The sequence below is a fragment of the Rhodococcus sp. 5G237 genome (assembly GCF_053764735.1).
Map to the genome: position 1 here is coordinate 467,049 of NZ_JBSNCD010000005.1, position 23,058 is coordinate 490,106.

The 23,058-nt window shown below is 68.9% G+C and carries 25 protein-coding genes; 7 read left to right on the plus strand and 18 right to left on the minus strand.

Annotated elements, in window-relative coordinates; all coding sequences use genetic code 11:
* The first annotated feature begins 3 nt into the window (after positions 1-3).
* Both ACWPOC_RS14495 and ACWPOC_RS14500 read left to right on the plus strand, forming a co-directional pair.
* Positions 4-684: an energy-coupling factor ABC transporter ATP-binding protein gene (locus ACWPOC_RS14495; protein WP_024100681.1), complete on the plus strand. Its 681-nt coding sequence runs from the start codon at positions 4-6 to the stop codon at positions 682-684.
* Positions 681-1,286, plus strand: a complete 606-nt coding sequence (locus ACWPOC_RS14500) for a CbiQ family ECF transporter T component (protein ID WP_120282317.1) — start codon at positions 681-683, stop codon at positions 1,284-1,286. Before ACWPOC_RS14495 ends, ACWPOC_RS14500 begins: the two co-directional genes overlap by 4 nt.
* Before the next feature lie 59 nt (positions 1,287-1,345).
* Here the strand turns inward: ACWPOC_RS14500 and pspM are convergent, their stop codons facing one another.
* The 4 genes from pspM to pgsA all read right to left on the minus strand — a co-directional run bounded on the left by pspM (position 1,346) and on the right by pgsA (position 4,515).
* Complete coding sequence (pspM, locus tag ACWPOC_RS14505) at positions 1,346-2,155, minus strand: phage shock envelope stress response protein PspM (protein ID WP_120282316.1); 810 nt, start codon at positions 2,153-2,155, stop codon at positions 1,346-1,348.
* Between the two features lie 26 nt (positions 2,156-2,181).
* The gene (gene pspA, locus ACWPOC_RS14510; RefSeq protein ID WP_006551283.1) at positions 2,182-2,988 is read right to left on the minus strand and encodes a phage shock protein PspA; all 807 of its coding nucleotides are present in this window, start codon (positions 2,986-2,988) and stop codon (positions 2,182-2,184) included.
* A 199-nt stretch (positions 2,989-3,187) separates the two neighbouring features.
* Positions 3,188-3,574 carry a helix-turn-helix domain-containing protein gene (locus tag ACWPOC_RS14515; protein WP_006551282.1) on the minus strand — a complete coding sequence of 129 codons (387 nt, stop codon included), beginning with the start codon at positions 3,572-3,574 and terminating at the stop codon, positions 3,188-3,190.
* Positions 3,575-3,768: 194 nt separating this feature from the next.
* Positions 3,769-4,515: a CDP-diacylglycerol--glycerol-3-phosphate 3-phosphatidyltransferase gene (gene pgsA / locus ACWPOC_RS14520; protein ID WP_120282315.1), complete on the minus strand. Its 747-nt coding sequence runs from the start codon at positions 4,513-4,515 to the stop codon at positions 3,769-3,771.
* A gap of 43 nt (positions 4,516-4,558) precedes the next feature.
* Between pgsA and ACWPOC_RS14525 the strand changes: the two genes are divergently transcribed.
* Together ACWPOC_RS14525 and ACWPOC_RS14530 are read left to right on the plus strand one after the other, a co-directional pair.
* On the plus strand, positions 4,559-5,086 hold the full coding sequence (locus tag ACWPOC_RS14525) for an amino-acid N-acetyltransferase (protein ID WP_225623775.1): 528 nt from the start codon (positions 4,559-4,561) through the stop codon (positions 5,084-5,086).
* 25 nt (positions 5,087-5,111) lie between these two features.
* Positions 5,112-5,396, plus strand: a complete 285-nt coding sequence (locus tag ACWPOC_RS14530) for a YciI family protein (RefSeq protein WP_120282314.1) — start codon at positions 5,112-5,114, stop codon at positions 5,394-5,396.
* Here ACWPOC_RS14530 and ACWPOC_RS14535 read toward each other — a convergent pair.
* From ACWPOC_RS14535 to thyX, 6 genes are all read right to left on the minus strand, one after another.
* Positions 5,386-6,369: a TerC family protein gene (locus ACWPOC_RS14535; RefSeq protein ID WP_120282313.1), complete on the minus strand. Its 984-nt coding sequence runs from the start codon at positions 6,367-6,369 to the stop codon at positions 5,386-5,388. The two genes, ACWPOC_RS14530 and ACWPOC_RS14535, sit on opposite strands and share 11 nt — an antisense overlap.
* A 217-nt stretch (positions 6,370-6,586) precedes the next feature.
* The gene (locus ACWPOC_RS14540) at positions 6,587-9,370 is read right to left on the minus strand and encodes a DNA translocase FtsK (protein ID WP_455408888.1); all 2,784 of its coding nucleotides are present in this window, start codon (positions 9,368-9,370) and stop codon (positions 6,587-6,589) included.
* A 93-nt stretch (positions 9,371-9,463) separates the two neighbouring features.
* Positions 9,464-10,090, minus strand: coding sequence for a TIGR03085 family metal-binding protein (locus tag ACWPOC_RS14545; protein ID WP_120282312.1), 627 nt, complete (start codon positions 10,088-10,090; stop codon positions 9,464-9,466).
* 77 nt (positions 10,091-10,167) lie between these two features.
* The gene (locus tag ACWPOC_RS14550; protein ID WP_225623774.1) at positions 10,168-11,973 is read right to left on the minus strand and encodes a ribonuclease J; all 1,806 of its coding nucleotides are present in this window, start codon (positions 11,971-11,973) and stop codon (positions 10,168-10,170) included.
* Positions 11,973-12,878, minus strand: coding sequence for a 4-hydroxy-tetrahydrodipicolinate synthase (gene dapA, locus ACWPOC_RS14555; RefSeq protein WP_120282311.1), 906 nt, complete (start codon positions 12,876-12,878; stop codon positions 11,973-11,975). Before dapA ends, ACWPOC_RS14550 begins: the two co-directional genes overlap by 1 nt.
* Before the next feature lie 106 nt (positions 12,879-12,984).
* Positions 12,985-13,740, minus strand: a complete 756-nt coding sequence (thyX, locus tag ACWPOC_RS14560) for an FAD-dependent thymidylate synthase (RefSeq protein ID WP_060651230.1) — start codon at positions 13,738-13,740, stop codon at positions 12,985-12,987.
* A 143-nt stretch (positions 13,741-13,883) separates the two neighbouring features.
* Here thyX and ACWPOC_RS14565 point away from each other — a divergent pair, with 143 nt between their 5' ends.
* Together ACWPOC_RS14565 and ACWPOC_RS14570 are read left to right on the plus strand one after the other, a co-directional pair.
* Complete coding sequence (locus ACWPOC_RS14565) at positions 13,884-14,483, plus strand: hypothetical protein (RefSeq protein WP_120282309.1); 600 nt, start codon at positions 13,884-13,886, stop codon at positions 14,481-14,483.
* 57 nt (positions 14,484-14,540) lie between these two features.
* The gene (locus ACWPOC_RS14570) at positions 14,541-14,981 is read left to right on the plus strand and encodes an SRPBCC family protein (protein ID WP_120282308.1); all 441 of its coding nucleotides are present in this window, start codon (positions 14,541-14,543) and stop codon (positions 14,979-14,981) included.
* 52 nt (positions 14,982-15,033) lie between these two features.
* Here the strand turns inward: ACWPOC_RS14570 and ACWPOC_RS14575 are convergent, their stop codons facing one another.
* From ACWPOC_RS14575 to ACWPOC_RS14590, 4 genes are all read right to left on the minus strand, one after another.
* Positions 15,034-15,537, minus strand: a complete 504-nt coding sequence (locus ACWPOC_RS14575; RefSeq protein WP_060651231.1) for a flavodoxin family protein — start codon at positions 15,535-15,537, stop codon at positions 15,034-15,036.
* Between the two features lie 64 nt (positions 15,538-15,601).
* The gene (locus ACWPOC_RS14580) at positions 15,602-16,081 is read right to left on the minus strand and encodes a hypothetical protein (protein ID WP_120282307.1); all 480 of its coding nucleotides are present in this window, start codon (positions 16,079-16,081) and stop codon (positions 15,602-15,604) included.
* Positions 16,078-16,833, minus strand: coding sequence for a 4-hydroxy-tetrahydrodipicolinate reductase (gene dapB, locus ACWPOC_RS14585; RefSeq protein ID WP_183070804.1), 756 nt, complete (start codon positions 16,831-16,833; stop codon positions 16,078-16,080). The genes ACWPOC_RS14580 and dapB overlap by 4 nt, the downstream gene beginning before the upstream one ends.
* 85 nt (positions 16,834-16,918) lie before the next feature.
* On the minus strand, positions 16,919-17,521 hold the full coding sequence (locus tag ACWPOC_RS14590; RefSeq protein WP_120282305.1) for a TetR family transcriptional regulator: 603 nt from the start codon (positions 17,519-17,521) through the stop codon (positions 16,919-16,921).
* Between the two features lie 50 nt (positions 17,522-17,571).
* Here ACWPOC_RS14590 and zapE point away from each other — a divergent pair, with 50 nt between their 5' ends.
* Positions 17,572-18,624 carry a cell division protein ZapE gene (gene zapE, locus ACWPOC_RS14595; protein WP_120282304.1) on the plus strand — a complete coding sequence of 351 codons (1,053 nt, stop codon included), beginning with the start codon at positions 17,572-17,574 and terminating at the stop codon, positions 18,622-18,624.
* Here zapE and ACWPOC_RS14600 read toward each other — a convergent pair.
* The 4 genes from ACWPOC_RS14600 to narH form a co-directional block, all read right to left on the minus strand.
* The gene (locus ACWPOC_RS14600) at positions 18,573-19,910 is read right to left on the minus strand and encodes a M16 family metallopeptidase (RefSeq protein ID WP_120282303.1); all 1,338 of its coding nucleotides are present in this window, start codon (positions 19,908-19,910) and stop codon (positions 18,573-18,575) included. The two genes, zapE and ACWPOC_RS14600, sit on opposite strands and share 52 nt — an antisense overlap.
* 83 nt (positions 19,911-19,993) lie before the next feature.
* The gene (gene narI / locus ACWPOC_RS14605; RefSeq protein WP_120282302.1) at positions 19,994-20,725 is read right to left on the minus strand and encodes a respiratory nitrate reductase subunit gamma; all 732 of its coding nucleotides are present in this window, start codon (positions 20,723-20,725) and stop codon (positions 19,994-19,996) included.
* Entirely contained in the window at positions 20,722-21,387 is a 666-nt protein-coding gene (narJ, locus tag ACWPOC_RS14610) for a nitrate reductase molybdenum cofactor assembly chaperone (protein WP_120282301.1), read from the minus strand. Before narJ ends, narI begins: the two co-directional genes overlap by 4 nt.
* A complete protein-coding gene (gene narH, locus ACWPOC_RS14615) occupies positions 21,384-23,054 on the minus strand; it encodes a nitrate reductase subunit beta (RefSeq protein WP_120282300.1) in 1,671 nt (556 codons plus the stop codon). The genes narJ and narH overlap by 4 nt, the downstream gene beginning before the upstream one ends.
* Between the last annotated feature and the right edge of the window lie 4 nt (positions 23,055-23,058).

Consider the following 23,058-nt stretch of genomic DNA (forward strand, 5'->3'; position numbering starts at 1 on the left):
TCGATGAGCGAGATCCGATTCCGGGAGGTGCGGCACGCCTACGGCGACCGCACCGTCCTCGACGGGGTCGACGTGGTCCTCACCGAACGACGCGTCGGCATCGTCGGCGCGAACGGTAGCGGCAAGTCGACGATGGCGCGCATGATCAACGGTCTGCTCGTCCCGTCGTCCGGTTCGGTGACCGTCGACGGCCTCGACACGGCGCGCAAGGGCCGGGAGGTCCGCAAGAAGGTCGGATTCGTCTTCACCGACCCGGACCATCAGATCGTCATGCCGACGGTCGCCGAGGACGTCGCCTTCTCGCTCCGACGCAGCGGACTCGGCAAGGAGGAACGCGAGGCCCGGGTACGGCAGGTCCTCGCCGACTTCGGGCTCGCGGGGCATCACGACCACCCCAGCCACCTGCTCTCGGGCGGTCAGAAGCAGTTGCTCGCGCTCGCCGCGATCATGGTGACCGACCCGGCGGTGCTCGTCGCGGACGAACCGACGACCCTGCTCGACCTGCGCAACACGAAGCTCATCGCGCGCACTTTCGCGAGCCTGCCGCAGCAGGTGATCGCGGTGACCCACAATCTCGAACTCCTCGCGGACTTCGATCGTGTACTGGTGGTCGACTCGGGGCGGGTCGTCGCCGACGACGAACCGGCGTCCGCGCTCGCGTTCTACCGGAATCTGATCGGGTGAACACTTTCGGCCTCTACCATCCCGGACGCTCCGTCCTGCATCGGCTTCCGGCGGGAGCGAAGCTGCTCGCGGTCGCAGCACTGATCCTCGCGCTGACCCTGTGGATCCGGCAGCCCTGGCAGGTGCTGCCCGCCCTGGCGTTGGCCGTGCTCGCGTACGCGGCCGCGCGCATACCTCCGCGTCTGGCCGCTGTGCAATTGCGGCCGCTGGCGTGGATGCTGGCGATCATCGCAGCGTTCCAGGTCCTCGTCGCGGGGTGGGAACGGGCGGTGGTGATCTGCGGGTCGCTGCTCGTGGCGGTTGCCCTGGCCGCCCTGGTGACCCTCACGACGCGGACCACCGACATGCTCGACGCGATCGTGCGAGCGGCCCGTCCCCTCGCGCGCGTCGGGGTCGATCCCGACCGGGTGGGACTCGTGCTGGTGATGACCGTCCGCGCGATCCCGCTGATCGGCACCGTGGTCACCCGCGTGACCGAGGCACGCAAGGCGCGTGGTCTCGGATTCTCGTTGCGGGCCCTCGTGGTTCCGGTGGTGGTGGGAGCCCTGCGCACCGCGGAGGCGATGGGCGAGGCCCTCGCCGCTCGCGGTGTCGACGACTGAGAGGTGTCGACGACCGACGTGTTCGGCCCGCGGTGTCGATGACGGAGGTGTTCCGCCCCTCAGGGGCGGTAACGCTGCTCGATCTGCCCCAACTCGCGCCAGGACTGCGCCCAGCTCTCGAGCTTGTCGGACGTGGCGATCAGTTCGGCGCGCCGCTGGTCGAGCATCGCCAGCGACCGGTTGCCCTCGGCGGTCGCGGCGAGGCGTGCTGCAGCGGCGACGAGTTCCTCGAACTGGTCGACACCCGTCCCGAGACGCTCGCCCGCGTCGACGATGGCAGCGGACAGGTGGGTCTTGGCGGCCGCACTGCCCTGCGCGGCGGATTCGAGGGCTACGACGTCCTCGACGACGGCATCGAGTGCGGATGCGGCTGCGCGGGCCGCGTCGTCGATCTCGGTGAGGTCGTCGGGGGCCACGGAGTTCGACCGCACGAGCACACCGAGCAGGCGCCGCAGGCTCTCCTCGTTCGCCGCGAGGCGTTCCATCGGGGCGCGGGCGACCGAACCGGCCGGTGGCAGCGGCCGGCGGCGCGGCGGCGGTGGGGGCAGCGGCACGGCATCGAGGCGACGGAACGTACGGACGGCGAGGACGGCGGGCACTGCGAGAGCCGCCGTCGCTCCCCCGGCCGCGACGAGCGTCCATTCGGGAGCCGACGCGACGGCCAGGGTCGCGGTGCCGATCGCCGTGGTGCCAGAGCCGGCACCGAAGAAACTGGCACGCCGACGCGCGCGACGTTTCTTACGCCGCAAGCGGGCGGCCGGATCGCGCCAGCGGCGCGCGGCCTCCATCGCGTTGTCGGTGGCGTCGCGGAACGCAGAGACGACCGAACCGGGGATGTTCCCGGTCCGGTCGTCTCCGGAGGCGTTCACGGCGGATCAGTTCCGAGGCGTGCGGATCAGCGGCCGGTGGTACCGGCAGCGTTCGGGGGCTCTTTGCGCGTGTCGACGGCAGGGTTGGCGGGAGTGCCCGGAAGCGCCTCGCCCTTCATCGACGCCCGGATCTGCTCGAGTCGGCTGTGACCGGCCATCTGGACGGTGGCCTGCTGCACCTCGAGCATGCGGCCCTGCACCGAGTTCTGGGCGAGCTCGGCCGAACCGAGAGCGTTGGCGTAGCGACGCTCGATCTTCTCGCGGACGGCGTCGAGGCTCGGAGTGGTGCCCGGAGCTGCGAGGGTCGAATCCATCGAACGCAGCGACTCGCTCACGCGCTCCTGCATCTTGGCCTGCTCGAGCTGGCTGAGCAGCTTCGTGCGCTCGGCGACCTTCTGCTGCAGCGCCATGGCGTTCTGCTCGACGGCCTTCTTGGCCTGCGCGGCGGCCTGGAGCGACTGGTCGTGCAGCACCTTGAGGTCCTCGACGGACTGCTCGGCGGTGACGAGCTGTGCCGCGAAGGCCTCGGCCGCGTTCGTGTACTGGATCGCCTTCTCGGTATCGCCCGCCGCCGTGGCCTGGTCGGCCATCATGACGGCCTGGCGAGCACTCGCGTTGAGCTTCTCGACCTCGTCCAGCTGACGGTTGAGCTTCATCTCGAGCTGACGCTGGTTACCGATGACGGAGGCCGCCTGCTGCGAGAGTGCCTGATGCTGACGCTGCGCGTCCTCGATCGCCTGCTGAATCTGGACCTTCGGATCGGCCTTCTCATCGATCTTCGAGTTGAAAAGCGCCATCAGGTACTTCCAGCCCTTGACGAAAGGATTAGCCATGGGTGTGATCCTGCCTCCATCTGGTACGCCGCGCCGAACGCGACCCGGTACGCGGCCCTCGCGCCCCGGTTCGAAGATCGCCGGTCCGCTGCTACCCCCGACGACCCACCTGCCCCGGCCGGGTCCGTGCACGCACCACGCCCCGGTCGATGTCGCTTACGACCGTATCCGGCGAGGCCGGCACGGTTCGTGATCCATGTTAGGCGGCTGCCAGCGCCTGCGCGGCGGGTGCAGGGATCACCATGCGCGGCTCCTGCGCGAGCAAACCGGGCTCGGCGGTGGCGCCGTCGTCGGACCGCTCGGCCGGTGCCGTGTCGGCTGCGGTGGTCTCCATGTCCGTGCGACGGTCGAGGCCGTCCGCCAGCAGACCGCTCACGTCGAACAGCACGTCGGACAGCGGGACCTCCAGTGCATCGCAGATGGCCGCGAGCAGTTCGCTCGAGGCCTCCTTCCTGCCGCGCTCGATCTCCGAGAGATAGCCGAGGCTGACCCGGGCGCTGCTGGAGACTTCGCGCAGGGTGCGGCTCTGCGAAACACGGGTGCGCCGAAGGCTGTCACCGAGTGCCTCACGCAACAACAGCGCCATCCCATCCTCCTTCGTCCGTCGTGCCGACACCTCGTCAACGCACGACGACGCTGCGAGGTTCCCGCAGATCGATCGGACCTCGATACCGCGGTGTCCAGACATTACAACGCCGACGGCGGTTGCAGACGTCCGAGTAGTCCCGACACAGCGGTGTCGACCGCACCGAGCCGGATCCCGCGCGTCCCGTCCCGTGGTTACCGGGCGTCCTCACCCACCGTGCGGCCGTCGCCCGGTGTGTCCCGGGCGGCGGCATCCCCCGAGACGTCCGCCCCCGAAACGTCCCCCGCACGGGCGGTCTCGCTCTCGCTCCGGCGCACCCCGGAACGCAGCCGGATCGCCTGGACCACATAGTCGAGTCCCGTCACCACCGTCAGTGCGACCGCCAGGATCATCAGGCCGATCGCCACCGGTTCCACCGATTCGGGCAGCGGCATCAGGTAGACACCGATGGCGAGCGTCTGCACCAGGGTCTTGAGCTTGCCGCCGCGACTCGCCGGGATCACGGCGTGCCGGAGCACAGCGAACCGCAGGGCAGTGATACCCAGCTCCCGAGCCGCGATGATGCCGGTGACCCACCACGACAGGTCGCCGAGCAGCGACAGCCCGACGAGCGCGGCACCGATGAGGGCCTTGTCGGCGATGGGATCGGCGAGTTTGCCGAAATCGGTGACGAGACCGTGCTTTCGCGCGAGTTGACCGTCGATCCGGTCGGTGATGGCGGCGATCGCGAAGACTCCGGTCGCCGCGAGCCTCCACGCGGTGTCGTGCCCGTCGCCGACGAAGAGCAGCACCAGGAAGACCGGTACCAACGCGATCCGGCCCACCGTCAGGATGTTGGCGATGTTCCACAACGGCACCGGATCGTGCGGGCTCCCGGCGTGCGGTCCCGGTGCGGCGCCGCTCCCGCCCGACGCGGTGACATGCTGGCGGGGCGTGCTCATGTGCCCCACAATATCGGTAGCCGCACGCGCTACTGTTCACCGCATGACGACACCGCCGACGAACCACGACTCGAACGATCGAATGGTCGTACGGCGCGCCCGAACCTCCGACGTGCCCGAGATCAAGCGGCTCATCGACATCTACGCGGGCAGGATCCTGCTCGAGAAGAATCTCGTGACCCTGTACGAGGCCGTCCAGGAGTTCTGGGTGGCCGAACTCGGCGGACAGGTCGTCGGGTGCGGGGCCCTGCACGTGCTGTGGTCGGATCTCGGCGAGGTGCGCACCGTGGCCGTCGACCCGTCCGTCAAGGGCCACGGCGCCGGTCACCTGATCGTCGCGCGCCTCATCGAGGTCGCCCGCGAGCTCGAGCTGGAACGACTGTTCGTGCTCACCTTCGAGGTGGAATTCTTTGCGCGGCACGGTTTCGCGGAGATCCAGGGGACTCCGGTGACGGCCGAGGTCTATGCGGAGATGTGCCGGTCGTACGATACGGGCGTCGCGGAGTTCCTGGACCTGAGCTATGTGAAACCGAACACGCTCGGGAACACCCGGATGCTCCTCACCCTCTGATCGAGACCACGAAAGCGAGACCCGTATGGCCCTGTTCGCCGTCGAGTACACCTATTCGGATGCGACCGCCTCGGCGCGCGACGAGCACCGCCCGAAGCACCGAGCATGGCTCGGCGACCTCGTGGATCAGGGCATCGTGCGGGCGACCGGCCCGTGGACGGACGGTTCGGGTGCGCTCATCCTCGTCGACGTGGCCGACGAGGCCGCGGCGCGCGAACTGATGGGCCAGGACCCGTTCGCGCAGCGCGACCTCGTCGACGCCGTGCGCATCACCGGGTGGAACCCGGTGATGGGCGTGTTCAACTCCTGACGGATTCCTTCTCGCCGCGCGTCCTGAGCAGGCTGGCCACCGTCGTCACGGCCAGCACTCCGATGATCACGATCAGGGACACGCCGGTGGAGATCTCCGGGACGGCAACGTGCTCGCCGCCGTTGATCCAGCCGAGCGTGTTCTCGTGCAAGGCATGGAGCACCAGCTTCACGCCGATGAACGCGAGGATGATCGACAGTCCGTAGGACAGGTAGACCAACCGCTCGAGCAGACCGCCGATGAGGAAGAACAGCTGTCGCAGGCCCATCAGGGCGAAGGCGTTCGCGGTGAACACCAGATACGGCTCGTTGGTCAGACCGTAGATCGCGGGGATCGAGTCGAGCGCGAAGAGGATGTCGGTGAAGCCGATGGCGACAAGCGCGAGCAGCATCGGCGTGACGAGCTTCTTGCCGTCGATGCGAGTGATGAGGCGGTCGCCGTCGTACTCGTCGTGCACCGGCAGGAACTTCCGGGCCAGCTTGACCATCCGGTTCTCCGAGATGGCCTGCGGGTCCTCACCGTGGTCGCGGATGAGCTTGACGGCCGTGTAGATGAGGAAGAAGCCGAACAGGTAGAACACCCAGCTGTAGGCGTTGATCGCCGCGGCACCGACCGCGATGAAGGCACCGCGCATGACCAGCGCCAGCACGATGCCGATGGTGAGGACCTTCTGCTGGTACTCACGGGGCACCGCGAAGGTGGCCATGATGATGACGAAGACGAAGAGGTTGTCGACCGACAGCGCCTTCTCGGTGATGTAGCCGGCGAAGTACTCGCCGCCGTAGGTCGGTCCCCAGACCGCGAAGACGATCACGCCGAAGAGGATCGCGATGGCGATGAAGACGGCCGACCAGAAACCGGATTCGCGCAGTGTGGGCGCGTGCGGCTTGCGGACGTGGGCGAAGAAGTCGAAGACGAACAACCCGATGATGACGGCGATCGTGATCAACCAGGTGGTCAGGTTTACGTGCATGGACCCATAGGCCTTCCGGTAGGTATGCGTACCTGCCGGAGGTCTCTCCCGCCCGGACTATCGCCGGACCGACGGCCCCGGGACGGCATCGGCGCCGCACGTGTTGACGAGACCGCCGCGGATCTGGGGATACTCCCCTCCACAGCTTCCACGATTGTGCCACACATCGTCGCTTCCCGCCGGAGGCAGCAGGGACGGCCCGTCGAGAGGGCATGTCTCACTGCTCTGCAGCCGGGGCCTCTGCCGGATCTCCACCGCCACGGATCGAGTACAGCAGGCCGTCGAGCTCCTCGGGCTTGACCAGCACCTCGCGGGCCTTGCTGCCCTCGCTCGGCCCGACCACACCGCGGGTCTCCATCAGGTCCATCAGGCGACCGGCCTTGGCGAATCCGACGCGCAGCTTGCGCTGCAGCATCGACGTCGAACCGAACTGGCTCGTGACGACGAGTTCGACGGCCTGCAGGAAGACGTCGAGGTCATCGCCGATGTCGGGATCGACGTCCTTCTTGTCGCCGGCCTTCGGAGCGGTGACTCCCTCGTTGTACTCGGGTTCGGCCTGATTCTTGGCGAAGTCGACGACCCCTGCGATCTCCTCGTCGGTGATGAACGCACCCTGCAGGCGGATCGGCTTGCCCGCCCCCATCGGCAGGAACAGTCCGTCGCCCATACCGATGAGCTTCTCGGCACCGGGCTGGTCGAGGATGACGCGCGAGTCGGTGAGCGAACTCGTCGCGAACGCGAGTCGCGAGGGCACGTTCGTCTTGATGAGACCCGTGACGACGTCCACCGAGGGTCGCTGGGTGGCGAGCACGAGATGGATGCCGGCGGCGCGGGCCTTCTGGGTGATGCGGACGATCGCGTCCTCGACGTCGCGTGGGGCCGTCATCATCAGGTCGGCGAGCTCGTCGACGATGGCGAGGATGTACGGATACGGCCGGTACACGCGCTCACTGCCGAGCGGTGCGGTGATCTCCCCCGACTTCACCTTCGCGTTGAAGTCGTCGATGTGGCGCACGCGGTTGGCCTGCATGTCCTGGTAGCGCTGCTCCATCTCCTCGACGAGCCAGGCCAGCGCCGCCGCGGCCTTCTTCGGCTGCGTGATGATCGGGGTGATCAGGTGCGGGATGCCCTCGTAGGGCGTCAGCTCGACCATCTTCGGGTCGATGAGGATCATCCGCACCTCGTCGGGCGTCGCGCGGATGAGCAGCGACACGAGCATCGAGTTGACGAAGCTCGACTTACCGGAACCGGTCGAACCGGCGACCAGCAGGTGCGGCATCTTCGCAAGGTTGGCGGAGACGAAGTCGCCCTCGATGTCCTTGCCGAGACCGATGACGAGGGGGTGATGGTCGCGGCGGGTCGACGGCGCCGCGAGCACGTCCGACAGCCGCACGAGTTCGCGGTCGGTGTTGGGGACCTCGATGCCGACGGCGGACTTGCCCGGGATCGGTGCGAGCAACCGGACGTTGTCGGTGGCCACCGCGTACGCGATGTTGCGGGCGAGCGCGGTGATCTTCTCGACCTTGACGCCGGGGCCGAGTTCGACCTCGTAGCGGGTGACGGTCGGGCCACGGGTGAAGCCGGTGACCGCGGCGTCGATCTTGAACTGTTCGAGAACCTCGGTGATCGCCTCGATCATCTGGTCGTTCGCGGCCGACCGAGTCTTGGGCGGGTCGCCCTTGGTGAGCAACTCCAGCGAGGGCAGCGTGTAGTCGCCCTCGATCTCGCGGTCGCGCACGAACGTCTCGGCCGGTTCCGGTTCGGAGGTCTGGTCGACGACCTCGGGTACCGGGGCGGCCTTCGGCTTCTTACGGGCGGGAGCGGGGGCCGGTGCTGCGGCCGGGGTCTCGGCGACCGAGGGCATCTCCAGCGTGGCCGGCGGCGAGGCGGGCGCCTCCGGTTCGGGTGCGCGGTCGTCCCACAGCGGGAGCACCTCGGTCTTCGCGTCGCCGTCGAACTCGTCGGGCGGGTAGTTCTCCACCGGGGTACGCCGGCGACGGGACCGCTTGGGCGCGGGCGGCTCGTCGATCGGGTAGCCGTCGGCGTCGAACATCGGCGGCTCGTCGTAGCCGTAATCGTCGTCGTAGTGGTCGTCGTAGTCGCCGTACTCGTCGTCGGCGCGGTAGCCGAGGCCGAAGTAGTCGCGGAACAGTTCGGGCAGCTCCCGCACCGTGGTGCCGGTGAGCAGCAGGATCCCGAAGCCCGCCGCGAGGAGCATCAGCGGCACGGACAGCCACACGGTGAGTCCGGAGGTGAGCGGTCCACCCACGGCGGCACCGACGAAACCGGCCCCTTCCGAGCGGCCCTCCGCGTCGGTGGGCGAACCGGAGGCGATGTGCCACAGACCCAACGCGGGCAGACCGACGAGCAGTCCGCCGACGACGAGCCGGGGACGGATCTCGGGATGCGGTTCGGTGCGCATGAGCGTCACCGCGACGCCGACCGCGACGAGCGGAAGGACCGCGCTCGCACCGCCGGTGACGGCGCGGACGGCCGTCTCGACCCACTCCCCCACCGGGCCGCCGACGCCGAACCACACCGTGCCGGCGATGATCACGCCGATGGAGATCAGTCCGAGCGCGATGCCGTCGCGGCGGTGTCCGGACTCGATCTCGGTGGCGCGACCCATCGTCCGGGTCGTGGCTCCGAGGGCGCGGGCCGTCATCATCCAGCCGGCGCCGACGGTGCGGCCGACAGCGGTGAGGATCCCCCCGGAACTGCGCCGGGGACGGGCGGGCGCGGGGCGGCGGCTCGCGGCCGGAGTGCGACGTGCGGTGCCACCGCTGCGACGGTTCGCGGTCGAGGCCGCGGCGCGCGGCTTGCGTGCGGGGGTGGACCGGGTCGATCCGGACGCCTTCGACTTCGCGGTCGATCCGGTCTTCGAGGTGGAGGCACCCGCGCTGCGAGCACGGGAGGTGCTGCCGCCCGAACCCCGCGCCCCCGCCCGCGACCGAGAGGTCGTAGACGACGTTCCGCGGCTGCCCGACGACTTTCCTGCCATATCCGCCAGGGTAGCCGCACGGACCTCTCATGAACCATCAGCAACGCGGGTACCGGGCGGCGGCACTGGTCACACGCCGTCCCGGGCGAGCGCTCACAGTCCGCGTTTCGACCCCGCCAGTTCGGTGACCGCCGACTCGTCACCCTCGATCTCGAGCCGCACCTGGTCGCGGCCGAAGGCGTGCAGCACGAGTTCGGCCGGTTCGCCGCGCAGCACGACGGTGCGCGGACCGCGCTTGCGCAGGGTGACCCGCTCGCCGGAACCGGACCGCTCGAAGACCACCGTGACGTCGCATCCGCCGTAGCTGTTACGTCCGATCATCCGCGCGATGCGCCAGAGCTGGTCCTGGTCGTCCGCCGACAGCGTCCGCGGCTCCCATCCGGGCTGCGCGCGGCGCACGTCCTCGTGGTGCACGAACATCTCCGCCGCGTTGGCGACGGCGTCGAACAGGAACATCGGCGACCACTTCGGCGGGCCGGAATCGACGTCGGCGAGCAGGTGTGCCCACTGCCGGTCGGTGGCGGAGCGTCGCACCTTCTCCGTGTGATCGGCCAGGGCCGGGACGACGATGCCGGGCATCGCGTCCACCCGGCGCTCGCGGACGAGCAGGTGCGCGGCGAGATCCCGGACCGTCCAGTCGCCGCAGAGCGTCGGCGCGTCGGGCCCGACCTCGGACATCGTGCGGACGAGGGCATGTCGTTCGCTTCGGGCGAGGCTCATTCCGCCACTCTAGCGATCACTCCTGCCCTCGCCCATCGCGCGAACCCGCGTGTTCGGCGGGACCGCGCGCACCGCACTCAGGAGACCGGGATCACCGTGGGCACGATCATCGGGCGACGACGATAGGTCTCGGCGACCCAGCGGCCGACGACGCGACGGATGCCCTGGGCGATTCGATGGGTCTCCGTGACGCCTTCTGCAGCGAGTTCGTTGAGCGCCTTGTCCACGAGCTGCGCCGCCTCGTTGAGTGCGCCCGGATCGTCGGAGAAACCGCGACCGGAGACCTCCGGGGTGCTCACCGCACGGCCGGTCGCGGCGTCGACCGCGACGGAGATGGAGATGAAACCACCCTCGCCGAGGACGAGACGGTCGGACAGCGTGGACTCGCCCACGTCGCCCACCGACAGGCCGTCGACGTAGACGTGACCGACCGGGACGCGCCCGACGATCTCGGCGAGTCCGTCGACCATGTCGACGACCACACCGTCCTCCGCGAGCACGATCCGCTCGCGGGGAACACCCGTGGCCTCGGCCAGGGCGGCGTTCGCCCGCAGGTGGCGCCACTCGCCGTGGACGGGCATCGCGTTGGTGGGTCGCACCGCGTTGTAGAGGTACAGCAGCTCGCCGGCCGACGCGTGACCGGAGACGTGCACCTTCGCGTTCTGCTGGGTGACGACCTTCGCGCCGCGCTTGGCCAGACCGTTGACGACCGCGAACACGGAGTTCTCGTTGCCGGGGATCAGCGACGACGCGAGGACGACGAGGTCGTCGGCCCGGATGTTGATCTGCCGGTGCTCGCCGCGCGCCATCCGGGACAGCGCCGAGAGCGGCTCGCCCTGCGAACCGGTGGAGACCAGCACGACCCGGCCGTCGGGCAGGCTCGCGGCGGTGTCGATGTCGACCTCGAGGCCGTCGGGCACGTTGAGATAGCCCAGATCCTGCGCGATCTGCATGTTGCGGACCATCGACCGGCCGACGAACGCCACGCGCCGGTTGTAGCGCTCCGCGACGTCGACGATCTGCTGGATGCGGTGCACGTGGCTCGCGAAGGACGCGACGATCACCCGGTTGGTGGCCTTGCCGATGACGGTGTCGAGCACCCCGCCGATCTCGCGCTCGGGCGTGACGAAGCCGGGGACCTCGGCGTTCGTCGAGTCGACGAGGAACAGGTCGACACCCTCGTCGCCGAGGCGGGAGAAGCCCGCGAGGTCGGTGAGGCGGTTGTCGAGCGGCAGCTGGTCGAGCTTGATGTCGCCGGTGTGCAGCACGACCCCCGCGGCGGTGCGGATCGCGACGGCGATCGCGTCGGGGATGGAATGGTTGACCGCGAAGTACTCGCACTCGAACGGACCGTGCGAGGTGCTCTGCCCCTCGACGACCTCGACGAGCTTGGGACGCTGACGGTGCTCGCGGCACTTGGCCGCGACCAGCGCCAGGGTGAACTTGGACCCGACGACCGGGATGTCGGGGCGCAGACGCAGCAGGAACGGCACGGCACCGATGTGGTCCTCGTGGCCGTGGGTGAGGACGATCGCCTCGACGTCGTCCATCCGGTCCTCGATGTACCGGAAGTCGGGCAGGATCAGATCGACGCCGGGCTGCTGGTCCTCGGGGAAGAGAACACCGCAGTCGACGATCAGGAGCCGTCCCTGGTGTTCGAAGACCGTCATGTTGCGGCCGATCTCGCCGATACCGCCGAGCGCGACGACGCGCAGACCGTCGCGAGGAGCCTTGGGCGGCGTACCCAACCGTTCAGTGGGGTCGACGACGCGCGCGTCGGGTCGCTGGGCGGCCGCGGAGTTCTGCGGCACCCGGCGCGGGGCGCGGGAGGGCGGACCGGCGTTGCGGGTGGCGCGGCCACGGCCACGATCGGGGCGGCTCATCACAGCACCCCCGCAGCCTGGAGATCCGCCGCGAGAGCGTCGATCTGCGCTGTCACCGGGGCGACCTGCGGCAGACGGGGCTCTCCGACGTCGATACCGAGCAGTCGCAGCCCTGCTTTCGAGGCGCTCACACCTCCCAGTCGCGCGACGGCCCGGTAGATGGGCACCATCGACAGATTGATGCGACGGGCGAGTTCGAGATCGCCGGCCTCGAAGGCGGTGTGCAGCTCGCGGAGGCGACCGGGCACGAGATGGCCGATCACGCTGACGAATCCGACGGCGCCGACGGACAGCCACGGCAGGTTCAGCGGGTCGTCGCCCGAGTAGAACTTCAGGTCGGTGGTGCCGATCAGCTCGGCGCCCGCGTTCAGATCACCCTTGGCGTCCTTCACCGCGACGATCCGCGGGTGCTCGGCGAGCAGACGCAGCGTGTCGGTCTCGATCGGCACGACGGATCGAGGTGGGATGTCGTAGAGCATGACCGGCAGATCGGTCGCATCGGCCACCGCGACGAAGTGGGCGTAGAGACCCGCCTGCGGGGGCCGCGAGTAGTACGGGGTCACCACGAGCAGGCCGTGCGCACCGGCTCGCGCGGCGTCGCGGGCGAGCTCGACGCTGTGGGCGGTGTCGTTGCTGCCGGCACCGGCGATGATCTTGGCGCGGTCGCCGACGGATGCGAGCACGGCCCGCATCAGCTCCATCTTCTCGTTCTCGGTCGTCGTGGGCGATTCGCCGGTCGTACCGGCGAGAACCAGTGCGTCACAGCCACCCTCGACGAGGTAGTTCGCCAGACGCACGCCCGCATCCACGTCGAGCTTGCCATCGGCAGTGAACGGGGTCACCATCGCTGTGGCGACGGTGCCGAACGGAAGCTCGACAGCAGTTGCGGAATCACCGTTGGTCATGGTCAGAAGGCTACCGCGTGGCAGGGCCGCCTCGACACACGCCCGCCCCCCGAAGACGGATCACAGATCGGTGTAGCAGTCGATCGGAGATCGGGGTACAGGTCGATCAGAGATCGGTCGCGAGCGTGGGAGCTGCGATCTCGCTGCCGTCGGCCAGCTTCGTGATCGCGAAGTCCGAGAACGCGTTCGGTGCGGCATCCGCGAGCTGACGCACACATTCGACGGCGAGACGCCGGATCTCGACGTCGGCATGTTCGGTCGCGCGCATGGCGACGAAGTGACGCCACGATCGGTAGTTGCCGGTGACGACGATGCGGGTCTCCGTGGCGTTGGGGAGCACCGCCCGGGCGGCCTCCCGGACCTGCTTGGCGCGCAACGGACCGGCGGGAAGATGCGAGAGCTTCTCGTCGAGCGCCGCCAACAGCGCCACATAGGCCTCGCGGCTGCGCTCCGCGGCCGCGAAGAACAACTCCTCGAGTTCGGCATCGCCCGCGATCGCGGGCGGAACCACCACGGGCACCTCACCGTCGGCGACGAAACGCTGGGACAGCTGGGAGAACGAGAAGTGCCGGTGCCGGATCAGCTCGTGCGTGCACGAACGGGAGATGCCGGTGATGTAGAAGGTCGCCGTCGCGTGTTCGAGAACGGACAGGTGCCCCACGGTGAGCAGGTGACGGAGATAACCGGCGTTCGTCGCGGTGCGGGGGTTGGGCTTGGACCAGCTCTGGTAGCAGGCGCGACCGGCGAACTCGACGAGCGCTTCCCCGCCCTCGGCGTCGGTGTCCCAGTCGACGTCGTCGGGAACGTGGAACTCCGTCGTGGCGATGAGCCGGACCTTCGGAACGGCGGGTTCGGGCGCCATCGTCTCCTCCTCGCCTCGGTCGTCGCGCATCCTCCGGACGCGCCGTCTCTTCCGTCCGCACACTAACGCGCCTCGACCTGCGACGATCGATGACATCACGATGACACCTTGCGTGACATCATCGGTGACGTCACACTGGCGTCATGGACATCGACAAGTACACGTCCGCCATCACGGACTCCGTGATCTCCGCGGCCGAACTCGGCGACGAGCAGACCCGACGCACCGCCGCAGCCCTCGCGACAGCCATCGCCGCACCCGTCCGCCTCGCGGTCCTGGCAGCACTGTCCGACATGGCCAACGAGATCAGCGACGAACTCGGCGACCGCACCGTCACGGTGCGCCTCGACGGCACCGACGCCGTCCTCGCCGTCCACAGCGAACCCGCTCCCCCGCACGTGGATCCGACGCCGTCCTTCGAGGAGATGACCGGCGACATCAGCCGGGTGACCCTGCGCCTCGTCGAACAGATCAAGACCAAGGCCGAGGAAGCGGCGCAGCAGAGCGGACTCTCGCTCAACTCCTGGATGGCACAGGCCGTACAGGGCGCCCTGCGGGAGCAGATGCGCTATCAGCGCCGTGCCGACGAATGGCGCCGTCAGGGCGGCTGGGCGAAGCCCACCTCGCCCGCACCTACCGAGCAGCAGCCGTCCGGTCCGACCGACACCGCGGGCCCGGACGACGCCGCCGGCCGCAACGACACTGCGGGCCCCGACGACACGAACCCGCGCAGCGACGCGTGAGGTACCTCACCGCACGATAGAGTGCCGACGCACACAATCGGGCGACGCGGAGGGCGCATGGCGGTCAGCAGCACCAGGAGTTTCGACATCGACGCAACCCCGGAGCAGGTGATGGCCGCGCTCGCCGCGGTCGAACGCCTGCCCGAGTGGTCGTCGACCCACAAGTCCGTCACCGTCGAGTCCACCCACCCCGACGGACGACCCCACCGCGTACGGATGACCGTCTCGATCGTCGGCATCACCGACGAGCAGGTCGTCGAGTACTCCTGGAACGGCGACGAGTCCATGTCGTGGACCCTGGTGGAGAGCAGCCAGCAGCGCCAGCAGGACGGCGCCTACACCCTCACCGCCAAGGGATCCGGCACGACGGCCGAGTTCTCACTGACCATCGATCCGAAGATCCCCATCCCCGGATTCCTCGTGCGGCGCGCCGAGAAGATGGCCCTCGAAACCGCAGGCAAGGGCCTCAAGTCGTTCACGGAGAAGAACTTCCGCTGACCGCGGAGCGAAGAATTTCCGCTGACCGCGGAGCGCAAGACTTTCGCTGATGTCAGATCTCACCGGCCGCGGTCGCCGCGACGATGGCGCCGAGCTCGTAGCACTGCTCGCGCACCTTCGCGTCGACCGGTCCGGTGATCTCGAGATCGGCAGCAGCCTGCACGAGACCCAACCCGGTGGTCAGGCGCCGAACCGAGGCCACAGCGCCGGCTGTGTCGTTGTTCCCGTGCACCCACAGACCGTAGGGACGGCCGGCCACGGCATCGAGACACGGGTAGTAGACCGTGTCGAAGAAGTGCTTGAGCGCACCCGACATGTAACCGAAATTGGCTGTCGTGCCGAACAGGAAGCCGTCGGCGGCCAGCACATCGGGCACCGTGGCGCCCAGCGCGGGAACCACCCGGACGGTCACACCCGTGATCTCCGGGTCCCGAGCTCCCGCCAGGACGGCTTCGAGGATCTCGCGGGTCGGCGGCGACGGGGTGTGGTGCACCACCAGCACCGTGCGGGATCCGTCCCCGCGCCCTGCCTCGTCCGCCCCTGCCCGGTCTTCCACAGCCTCGTCCGTCACATCAGCAGGCTGCTGCACCACGTCGAGGTTGTCAAAGCCGCTCGCCGGTTCAGGAACCGGCGTGGCCGTCCCGTTCGAGCTTCTCGAGCGCGACCGCCCGGCGCATCGTCTCCCGCGCGCGGCTGCGGTCGCCCGCGTAGTCGTACGCGCGTGCGAGCCGGTAGGAGTTGCGCCAGTTGTCGGGGTCGGCTTCCCATTCCTGCCTCACGGTCGCGAACAGTTCGTCGGCGGCGTCCCGCTCGACCCGCCCCGACGGCATGCGGGGCAGGTCGTCGACGTCGAGTTCGAGGCCTTCGTCGTGGATCCGCCGCGCGAGGTGCTGATGCTGCAGCCCTGCGCGGAGGGTCGCATAGACGATCCAGGCTCCCACGATCGGGAGGATGAGGATGCCGATCCCGAGACCGATCGCCGCGACCTCACCGGACCGGACCAGTTCCAGGCCGGTGGAGCCGAGCAGAACGAAGTAGAACCCCAGCGCCACCACGATGAACGCAATGGGGACGAGGACTTTGAGCGAGCCGGTTCTCACAGGTCGAGGAGGGGATCGATTCCGACGGTCAGACCCGGTCGCTTACCGATCTCCCGCACACCGAGCAGCACGCCGGGAGCGAAGGAGGAACGGTCGATCGAGTCGTGCCGAATGGTGAGGGTCTCGCCCTGGGTGCCGAGCAGCACCTCCTGGTGAGCGACGAGGCCGGCGAGACGCACGGAGTGCACGCGGACACCGTCGACGTCGCTGCCGCGAGCACCGTCGAGTTCGGTGGTGGTGGCGTCCGGGCTCGGAGCCACACCGGCCTCGGCGCGGGCCTGCGCGATCAGACGGGCAGTGCGGTAGGCGGTGCCGGACGGGGCGTCGGCCTTGTTCGGGTGGTGCAGCTCGATCACCTCGACGGAGTCGAAGAACCGGGCGGCGGCCTGAGCGAAGCGCATCGACAGCACGGCACCGATCGCGAAGTTCGGCGCGATGAGCACGCCCACCTCGGGACGATCCGCGAGCCAGCTCCGCACCCGGTCGAGGCGCTCGTCGTCGAAGCCGGTGGTTCCGACCACGGCGTGGATGCCGTTCTCGACGAGGAAGTGCAGGTTGTCCATGACGACGTCGGGGTGGGTGAAGTCGACGACCACCTGGGTCTGCGAGTTCACGAAGGCGTCGAGGCTGTCGCCCTTGTCGACGGTGGCGACGAGCTCGAGATCGGACGCGGCGTCGACGGCGGCGCAGATCGCCTGGCCGACCTTGCCGGCAGCACCGAGTACACCCACCCGAACCTTTGTTGCATCCACTTGCGTCGTCACGCCCTTTCGTTGCCGTCTCCCCCGGAAATCCTACGCAACCACCCGTGGACGTCCCGAGCGGGTCGAACGCCACCTACTGCTGTGCGCAGAGCGCGTCGAGCCACCGACCGACGGTCGAGCTGATCTCGTCGACCCATGCCGTGTCCGAATCCGAGGACGTGTGGGCGCGAGTGCCGTGGGTGCGATCGAACAGAACTCCTTCGAGCAGGGTCACCAGATCGCGCCCCGCCGTGTCGGGATCCGGCGCATCGAGCTCCCGCACGAGATCGGTGGCCGCGGAGATCGAGAACATGCAGGCCGCGAGCGCCTCGGCAGACTCCGGTTCGAGGCGCGCGTCGGTCGCGAGCGCGTACCGGGCCAGCACATCGGTGCGACGCACAGTGAGCAGACGTTCGAGATAGCGCGCGATCAGGTCGGCGGGAGGGCTCGGGTCGCCGGTCGTGTCGTCGAACAGCGCGGCGAAATCCGCGCGCGACCGTTCGGCGAGGCGGGTGATCGCAGCCGAGACGAGCGCGTGGCGGGTGCGGAAGTAGTAGGAGGTCGAGCCCTTCGGCAGGCCGAGGTGCACGTCGATGGCCGTGTGCGTCACCGCGTGGTTGCCGCCACGGGCGGCGAGTTCGAGGGCGGCATCGCTGATGGCCGTGCGCCGGGAGGGACGTTCGGGTGAAGTCGTCACTCTACGATGATAGAGTCTCGGCCGTGAGGGTGCGCCGACGCAGGAACCGCATGTCGCCGAATACCGCCTCGTCGAACCCCGTCCCCCGCACGGTGTTCGACGAGGCCGCGCGCAGCCGGGGGTTCGTGCTCGATCCCGCGCAACACGACGCCGTCGAGCAGCTGTGTCATCCCGAGCGCCCGAACGTCTACCTGTGGGGCCCGCCCGGGCGCGGCAAGAGCTGGCTCGCCGACGTGTACTTCTCGGCCTATCCCGGACGGAACAAGCTGCGCGTCCACTTCCACGAGTTCTTCCGCGACCTGCACGTCGAGCTCCGACGGCACCGCTTCGATCTCGACGCCGCACTCGATCACCTGATCGGTCGCGCCGAGCTCGTGTGCTTCGACGAATTCCACGTCCACGATCCGGCGGACGGCACGTTCGTCGCCCGGCTGTTCCCCGCACTGCTCGGTCGCCGCACGCGTCTCGTCCTGACCTCGAACTATCCTCCCCGCCACCTGCTCCCCAACCCGCTCTTCCACGACGGCTTCGTCCCGACGATCGAGCTCGTCGAGCGGTGCGCGACGGTCGTCGCTCTGGACGGTCCGCGCGATCATCGGCTCGGCTCCGACCATGCGAAGGGATTCGCGTCGGGGATCTGGGCCGTCTCCCCGTCCGACCGGCAGCTACGACGGCTCGGTCTCGAACGGCCGGCGCCGGCCGAACATCGGGTCCTGCGCCCGGCGGAACGTCCGCTCCGCGCTCTACGGGCCGAGGAGGACTGTCTCTGGTTCGACTTCGGCGATCTCTGCGACCACACCACGGCGCCGGCCGACTATCTGGCGCTTGCGGCGGATCACCTGTTCTGGGTCGTCGACAAGATCCCGGATCTGACGACCGCGGGTCGCGAACCCGCGCAGCGGTTCGCCAATCTGGTGGACGTGCTCCACGACCGCGACGTGCGGGTCGTGTTCGTCTCGGAGGTCGCGGTATCGGAACTCGCTGCTCCGGCGGGACCCGTCGCGCACGACATCGGACGCCTGCGGAGCCGACTGGCCCAGCTGAGGACGATTCAGGACACGAGTTCGCGCACCGACGCCGGAACGTCACGAGTGCGCCGGTAGGGGCCGGCGACGGCGACCGCGAACGGCCGGTGCAGCAGGTCGGCGGCCACGCTGCGCACCTCCTCGGTGGACACCGACGAGATGCGTTCGAGGGTCTCGGTGATGCTCCAGTGCTGCCCGTAGCTCAGTTCGCTGCGGCCGATCCGGTGCATGCGCGCCCCGGTGTCCTCGAGTCCGAGCACGAGACCGCCGCGCAGCGACCCCTTGGCACGGGCGCATTCCGCGTCGGTGATGCCGTGTTCGGCCACGTCGGTGAGCACCTCCCGGACCACCGCGGCGACCTCACCGAGGTTGTCGGGCTGACAGCCCGCGTACACGGAGAAGGCGCCGGTGTCGGCGAAGGTGTCGGTGCCGGAGTACACCGAGTAGGCCAGACCCCGCTTCTCGCGTACCTCCTGGAACAGGCGCGAACTCAGACCACCACCGACGGCGGCGTTGAGCACCGACAACGCCCAGCGACGCCCGTCGTGCCGGCCGAAGGACCGCACGCCGAGGGTCAGGTGCGCCTGTTCGTTGTCGCGCTCGACGATGCTCATCGTCGGCGCGGTGCGCAGTTCGAGCCGTCCGTCGCGGCAGGGCGCGGGAGTGGCCGCGTCGTCCAGGTGACCGGCGAAGGCGCGGCGCACCAGTTCGACGGTGTGCGCGTGGTCGACGTTGCCGGCGACCGCGACGACCATCCGCGGCGGGGTGTAGCGGCGCACGTGGAACGAATGCAACTGGGTCCGGGTCATGGACTCGATCGACTCGACGGATCCGATGATCGGCCGGCCGAGGGGGTGATCGCCGTACAGCGCGGTGAGCAGCGAGTCGCCGAGCAGGTCCTCGGGATCGTCGTCGCGCATCGCGATCTCCTCGAGCACCACTTGACGCTCGACGTCGACGTCCGCGCTCAGGCACCGGCCGCGCAGGACGACGTCGGCGACGACCTCGACGGCGATCGGCAGGTCGTCGTCGAGGACGTGCGCGTAGAAGCAGGTGTGTTCCTTGCTGGTGAACGCGTTGAGCTCTCCCCCGATCCCGTCCATCGTCTCGGCGATGTCGAGAGCGGTGCGCGTCGGGGTCGCCTTGAACAGCAGGTGCTCGAGGAAGTGGGCGGCGCCTGCGACCGACGGTTGTTCGTCGCGGGATCCGACACCGACCCACACTCCGACGGCCGCCGAGCGCACTCCGGGGACGTGCTCGGTGACGACCCGCACTCCCCCGGGGAGGACCGAGCGGCGGACGCCGGTGGCCGCGACGGGTGCGGGGGTCGAAGCGTCGTTCTTCACGTGGGAACTGGAAGCCATGGGGATCTTCGGTGGTCCTGACAAGGTCGGGGGCGCGGAACATTTCACAGTACACCGGGACTCTCCCCCACCATCGGTCGCGCTCACCACCCCCGTCGTTGTGGTTGCGAACCCACGAGCCGGCCGGGACGTGCCTCCTCGCGGCTGCGGTAGACGATGTACGGCCGGAACAGGTATCCGACGGGGGCACTGAAGGCGTGGACGAGGCGCGTGAACGGCCAGATGGCGAAGAGCGCGAGGCCGATCAGGGCGTGCAGCTGGAAGCTGAACGGCGCCTCCACCATCAGGTCGCCGCGGGGTTGCAGGACCCAGATCGACCGGAACCACGGCGAGACGGTCTCCCGGTAGTTGTGTTCCTCGCCCACGACGCCCGACCCCATCAGCGTGGTGGCGAGACCCGCCACGATCGCGGCGACGAGCACGAGATACATGACCTTGTCGTTGAGAGTGGTGGCGCTGAAGACGGGACCGCGGGTGCGACGGCGGTACACGAGCAGGGAGATGCCGACGAGCGTCGAGACACCGGCGATCGTGCCGAGCGTGATGGCCTGCACGTGATAGGCGTGCTGACTCAACCCGACGGCGTCGGTCCACGACTGCGGGATCACCAGGCCGATGACGTGGCCGACGATCACGACCAGGATCCCGAAGTGGAACATCGGGCTCGCGATGCGCAGTAACCGCGCCTCGTACAGCTGGGACGAACGGGTGGTCCATCCGAACTTGTCGTATCGATACCGCCACCAGGTCCCCACCGCGACGATCGCGAGCGTCACGTACGGCACCACGTCCCAGAAGATCTCTCCTGCACTCATGATTCCGGGACTCCTCGCCGGGGCGGCACCGTCAGGGTGAAGGGCTGCAATCCGATCGACTCGCGGGGCGGTCCCGCCTGCGCGAGGCGCCGGGCCCGTTCCTCGTCCCGGGCGGTGACCGGCGGGAGGGTCGCGCACACGGCCGCGACGACCTGCGCGTACGGCGAGCCGACCTCACGCAGGGAGGTGTGCAGCACGTCGAGGGCCACCCGATACCGGGTGAGGAGTTCCTCGCCCGCGGCGGGATCCACGGTGGCCGCGAATTCGAGAACGACCGGCAGATGGTCGGGTGATTCGTGGACGGGCGGCTCGACACCCGCGGCGCGGTAGGCACTCGCGAAGGCGTGCATCTCGGCGCCGCGATTCCGGGTGTCGCCCGCGGTCCAGTAGGTCAGGTACATCGTCGAGCGTCGCCGCAGGTCGAAGGTCTCGACGTACTGCCGGGCCAGGACGAGCAGATCCGGTTCGTTCAGCGCGCGGACCGCCGTCCCCAGCATGTCCTTCTCGGGATCGGTGATGTGGTCGACGAGTTGCCCGGCGACGCCCAGCCGTCCGGCGTGTCCGTCGTCGGGATAGGCGAGCAGCAGCGACGCGGCCTGACGGACGAGACGATGGTGCAGGGCGCGATCGACGCCGGCGCGCCGTGGACGCAACAGTCTCATCGCTTCTCCCCTTCCGTGCCGTGACCGCCCGGGAACATGCCCGTCGGCACTCCCTTGCCGTCCCAGTTCAGGAGATTCACCCGCGACGGGTTCGACGCGTTCGCTGCCATCCCCTCACTGGTCTGCCGCTGCGCGAGGGCGTGGAAGGTCTCGACCGCCACCGGGACCGGGGCGCCGCTGGCCTCCCCGAACGGACCCGACTCGTACATGCCGGGGCCACCCTCGTAGGACAACGCGCAGTCCGTCGCCGACTCCTCGAGCCGATGCCCTTCGGCCGCGTAGGCGGTGGGGATGACGTATCGCTCGTCGTACTTGGCGAGGGCGAGGAGCCGGTACATCTCGTAGATCCGTTCCTCGGTCATGCCGACGGCCTCGGGGATCTCGGGGCGGGTCTCGCGGCCGAGATTGATGTCGCGCATGTAGGAGCGCATCGCCGCGAGTCGTCGCAGCACCGCCTCGACCGTCGCGGTGTCCCCGGCGGTGAACAGTTCCGCAAGGTACGCGATGGGGATGCGCAGGGCGTCGAGGGCGCCGAACAGGTTGCCGATGTCCTCGCCGTCGTGTCCCTCCCGGCTGACGGCGTCGACGACCGGCGACAGCGGTGGCACGTACCAGACCATCGGCATCGTCCGGTACTCCGGATGCAGCGGCAACGCGACCCGGTACGTGCTGATCAGGTCGTAGACCGGCGACCGTTGCGCGGCCTCGATCCACTCGTCGGAGATGCCCTCGGCGCGGGCGCCGGCGATCACTTCGGGGTCGCGCGGGTCGAGCAGCAGCCCGCGTTGCGCCTCGTACAGGTCGGTGTCGTTCTCCACCGATGCCGCCTCCAGGACCCGGTCGACGTCGTAGAGGACGAGACCGATGTACCGGAGCCTGCCCACGCACGTCTCCGAGCACACCGTCGGCAACCCGACCTCGACCCGCGGGTAGCAGAAGGTGCACTTCTCGGCCTTGCCGGTCTTGTGGTTGAAGTACACCTTCTTGTACGGGCATCCGGACACGCACATCCGCCAGCCGCGGCACCGGTCCTGGTCGACGAGGACGATGCCGTCCTCCGATCGCTTGTACATCGCGCCGGACGGACACGACGCCACACACGACGGGTTGAGGCAGTGCTCGCAGATCCGCGGCAGGTAGAACATGAAGGTCTGCTCGAACTCGAGCTTGACCCGGTCGCCGACCTTCTTCAGGATCGGGTCGTCGGGCACGATCGACGGCGAGCCACCGAGATTGTCGTCCCAGTTCGCCGACCATTCCACCTTCATCGGCTCGCCGGAGATCAGGCTGCGCGGTGACGCCACCGGGACGTGGTCGCCGAGCGGCGCGTTCGTCAGGTTGTCGTAGTCGTAGGTCCACGGTTCGTAGTAGTCGTCGATCGACGGCATCTTGGGGTTCGAGAAGATGCGCGCGAGTTTCGCGAGGCGTCCACCGTCGCGGAGACGCAGCCGTCCCTTGCTGTCCCGGACCCAGCCGCCGCGCCAGCGCTCCTGATCCTCGTAGGTGCGCGGATAGCCTTGGCCCGGGCGGGTTTCGACGTTGTTGAACCACACGTACTCGGTGCCCGACCGGTTGGTCCACGCCTGCTTGCAGGTCACCGAACAGGTGTGGCATCCGATGCACTTGTCGAGGTTCATCACCATCGCAAGTTGTGCCATGACCTTCACGACC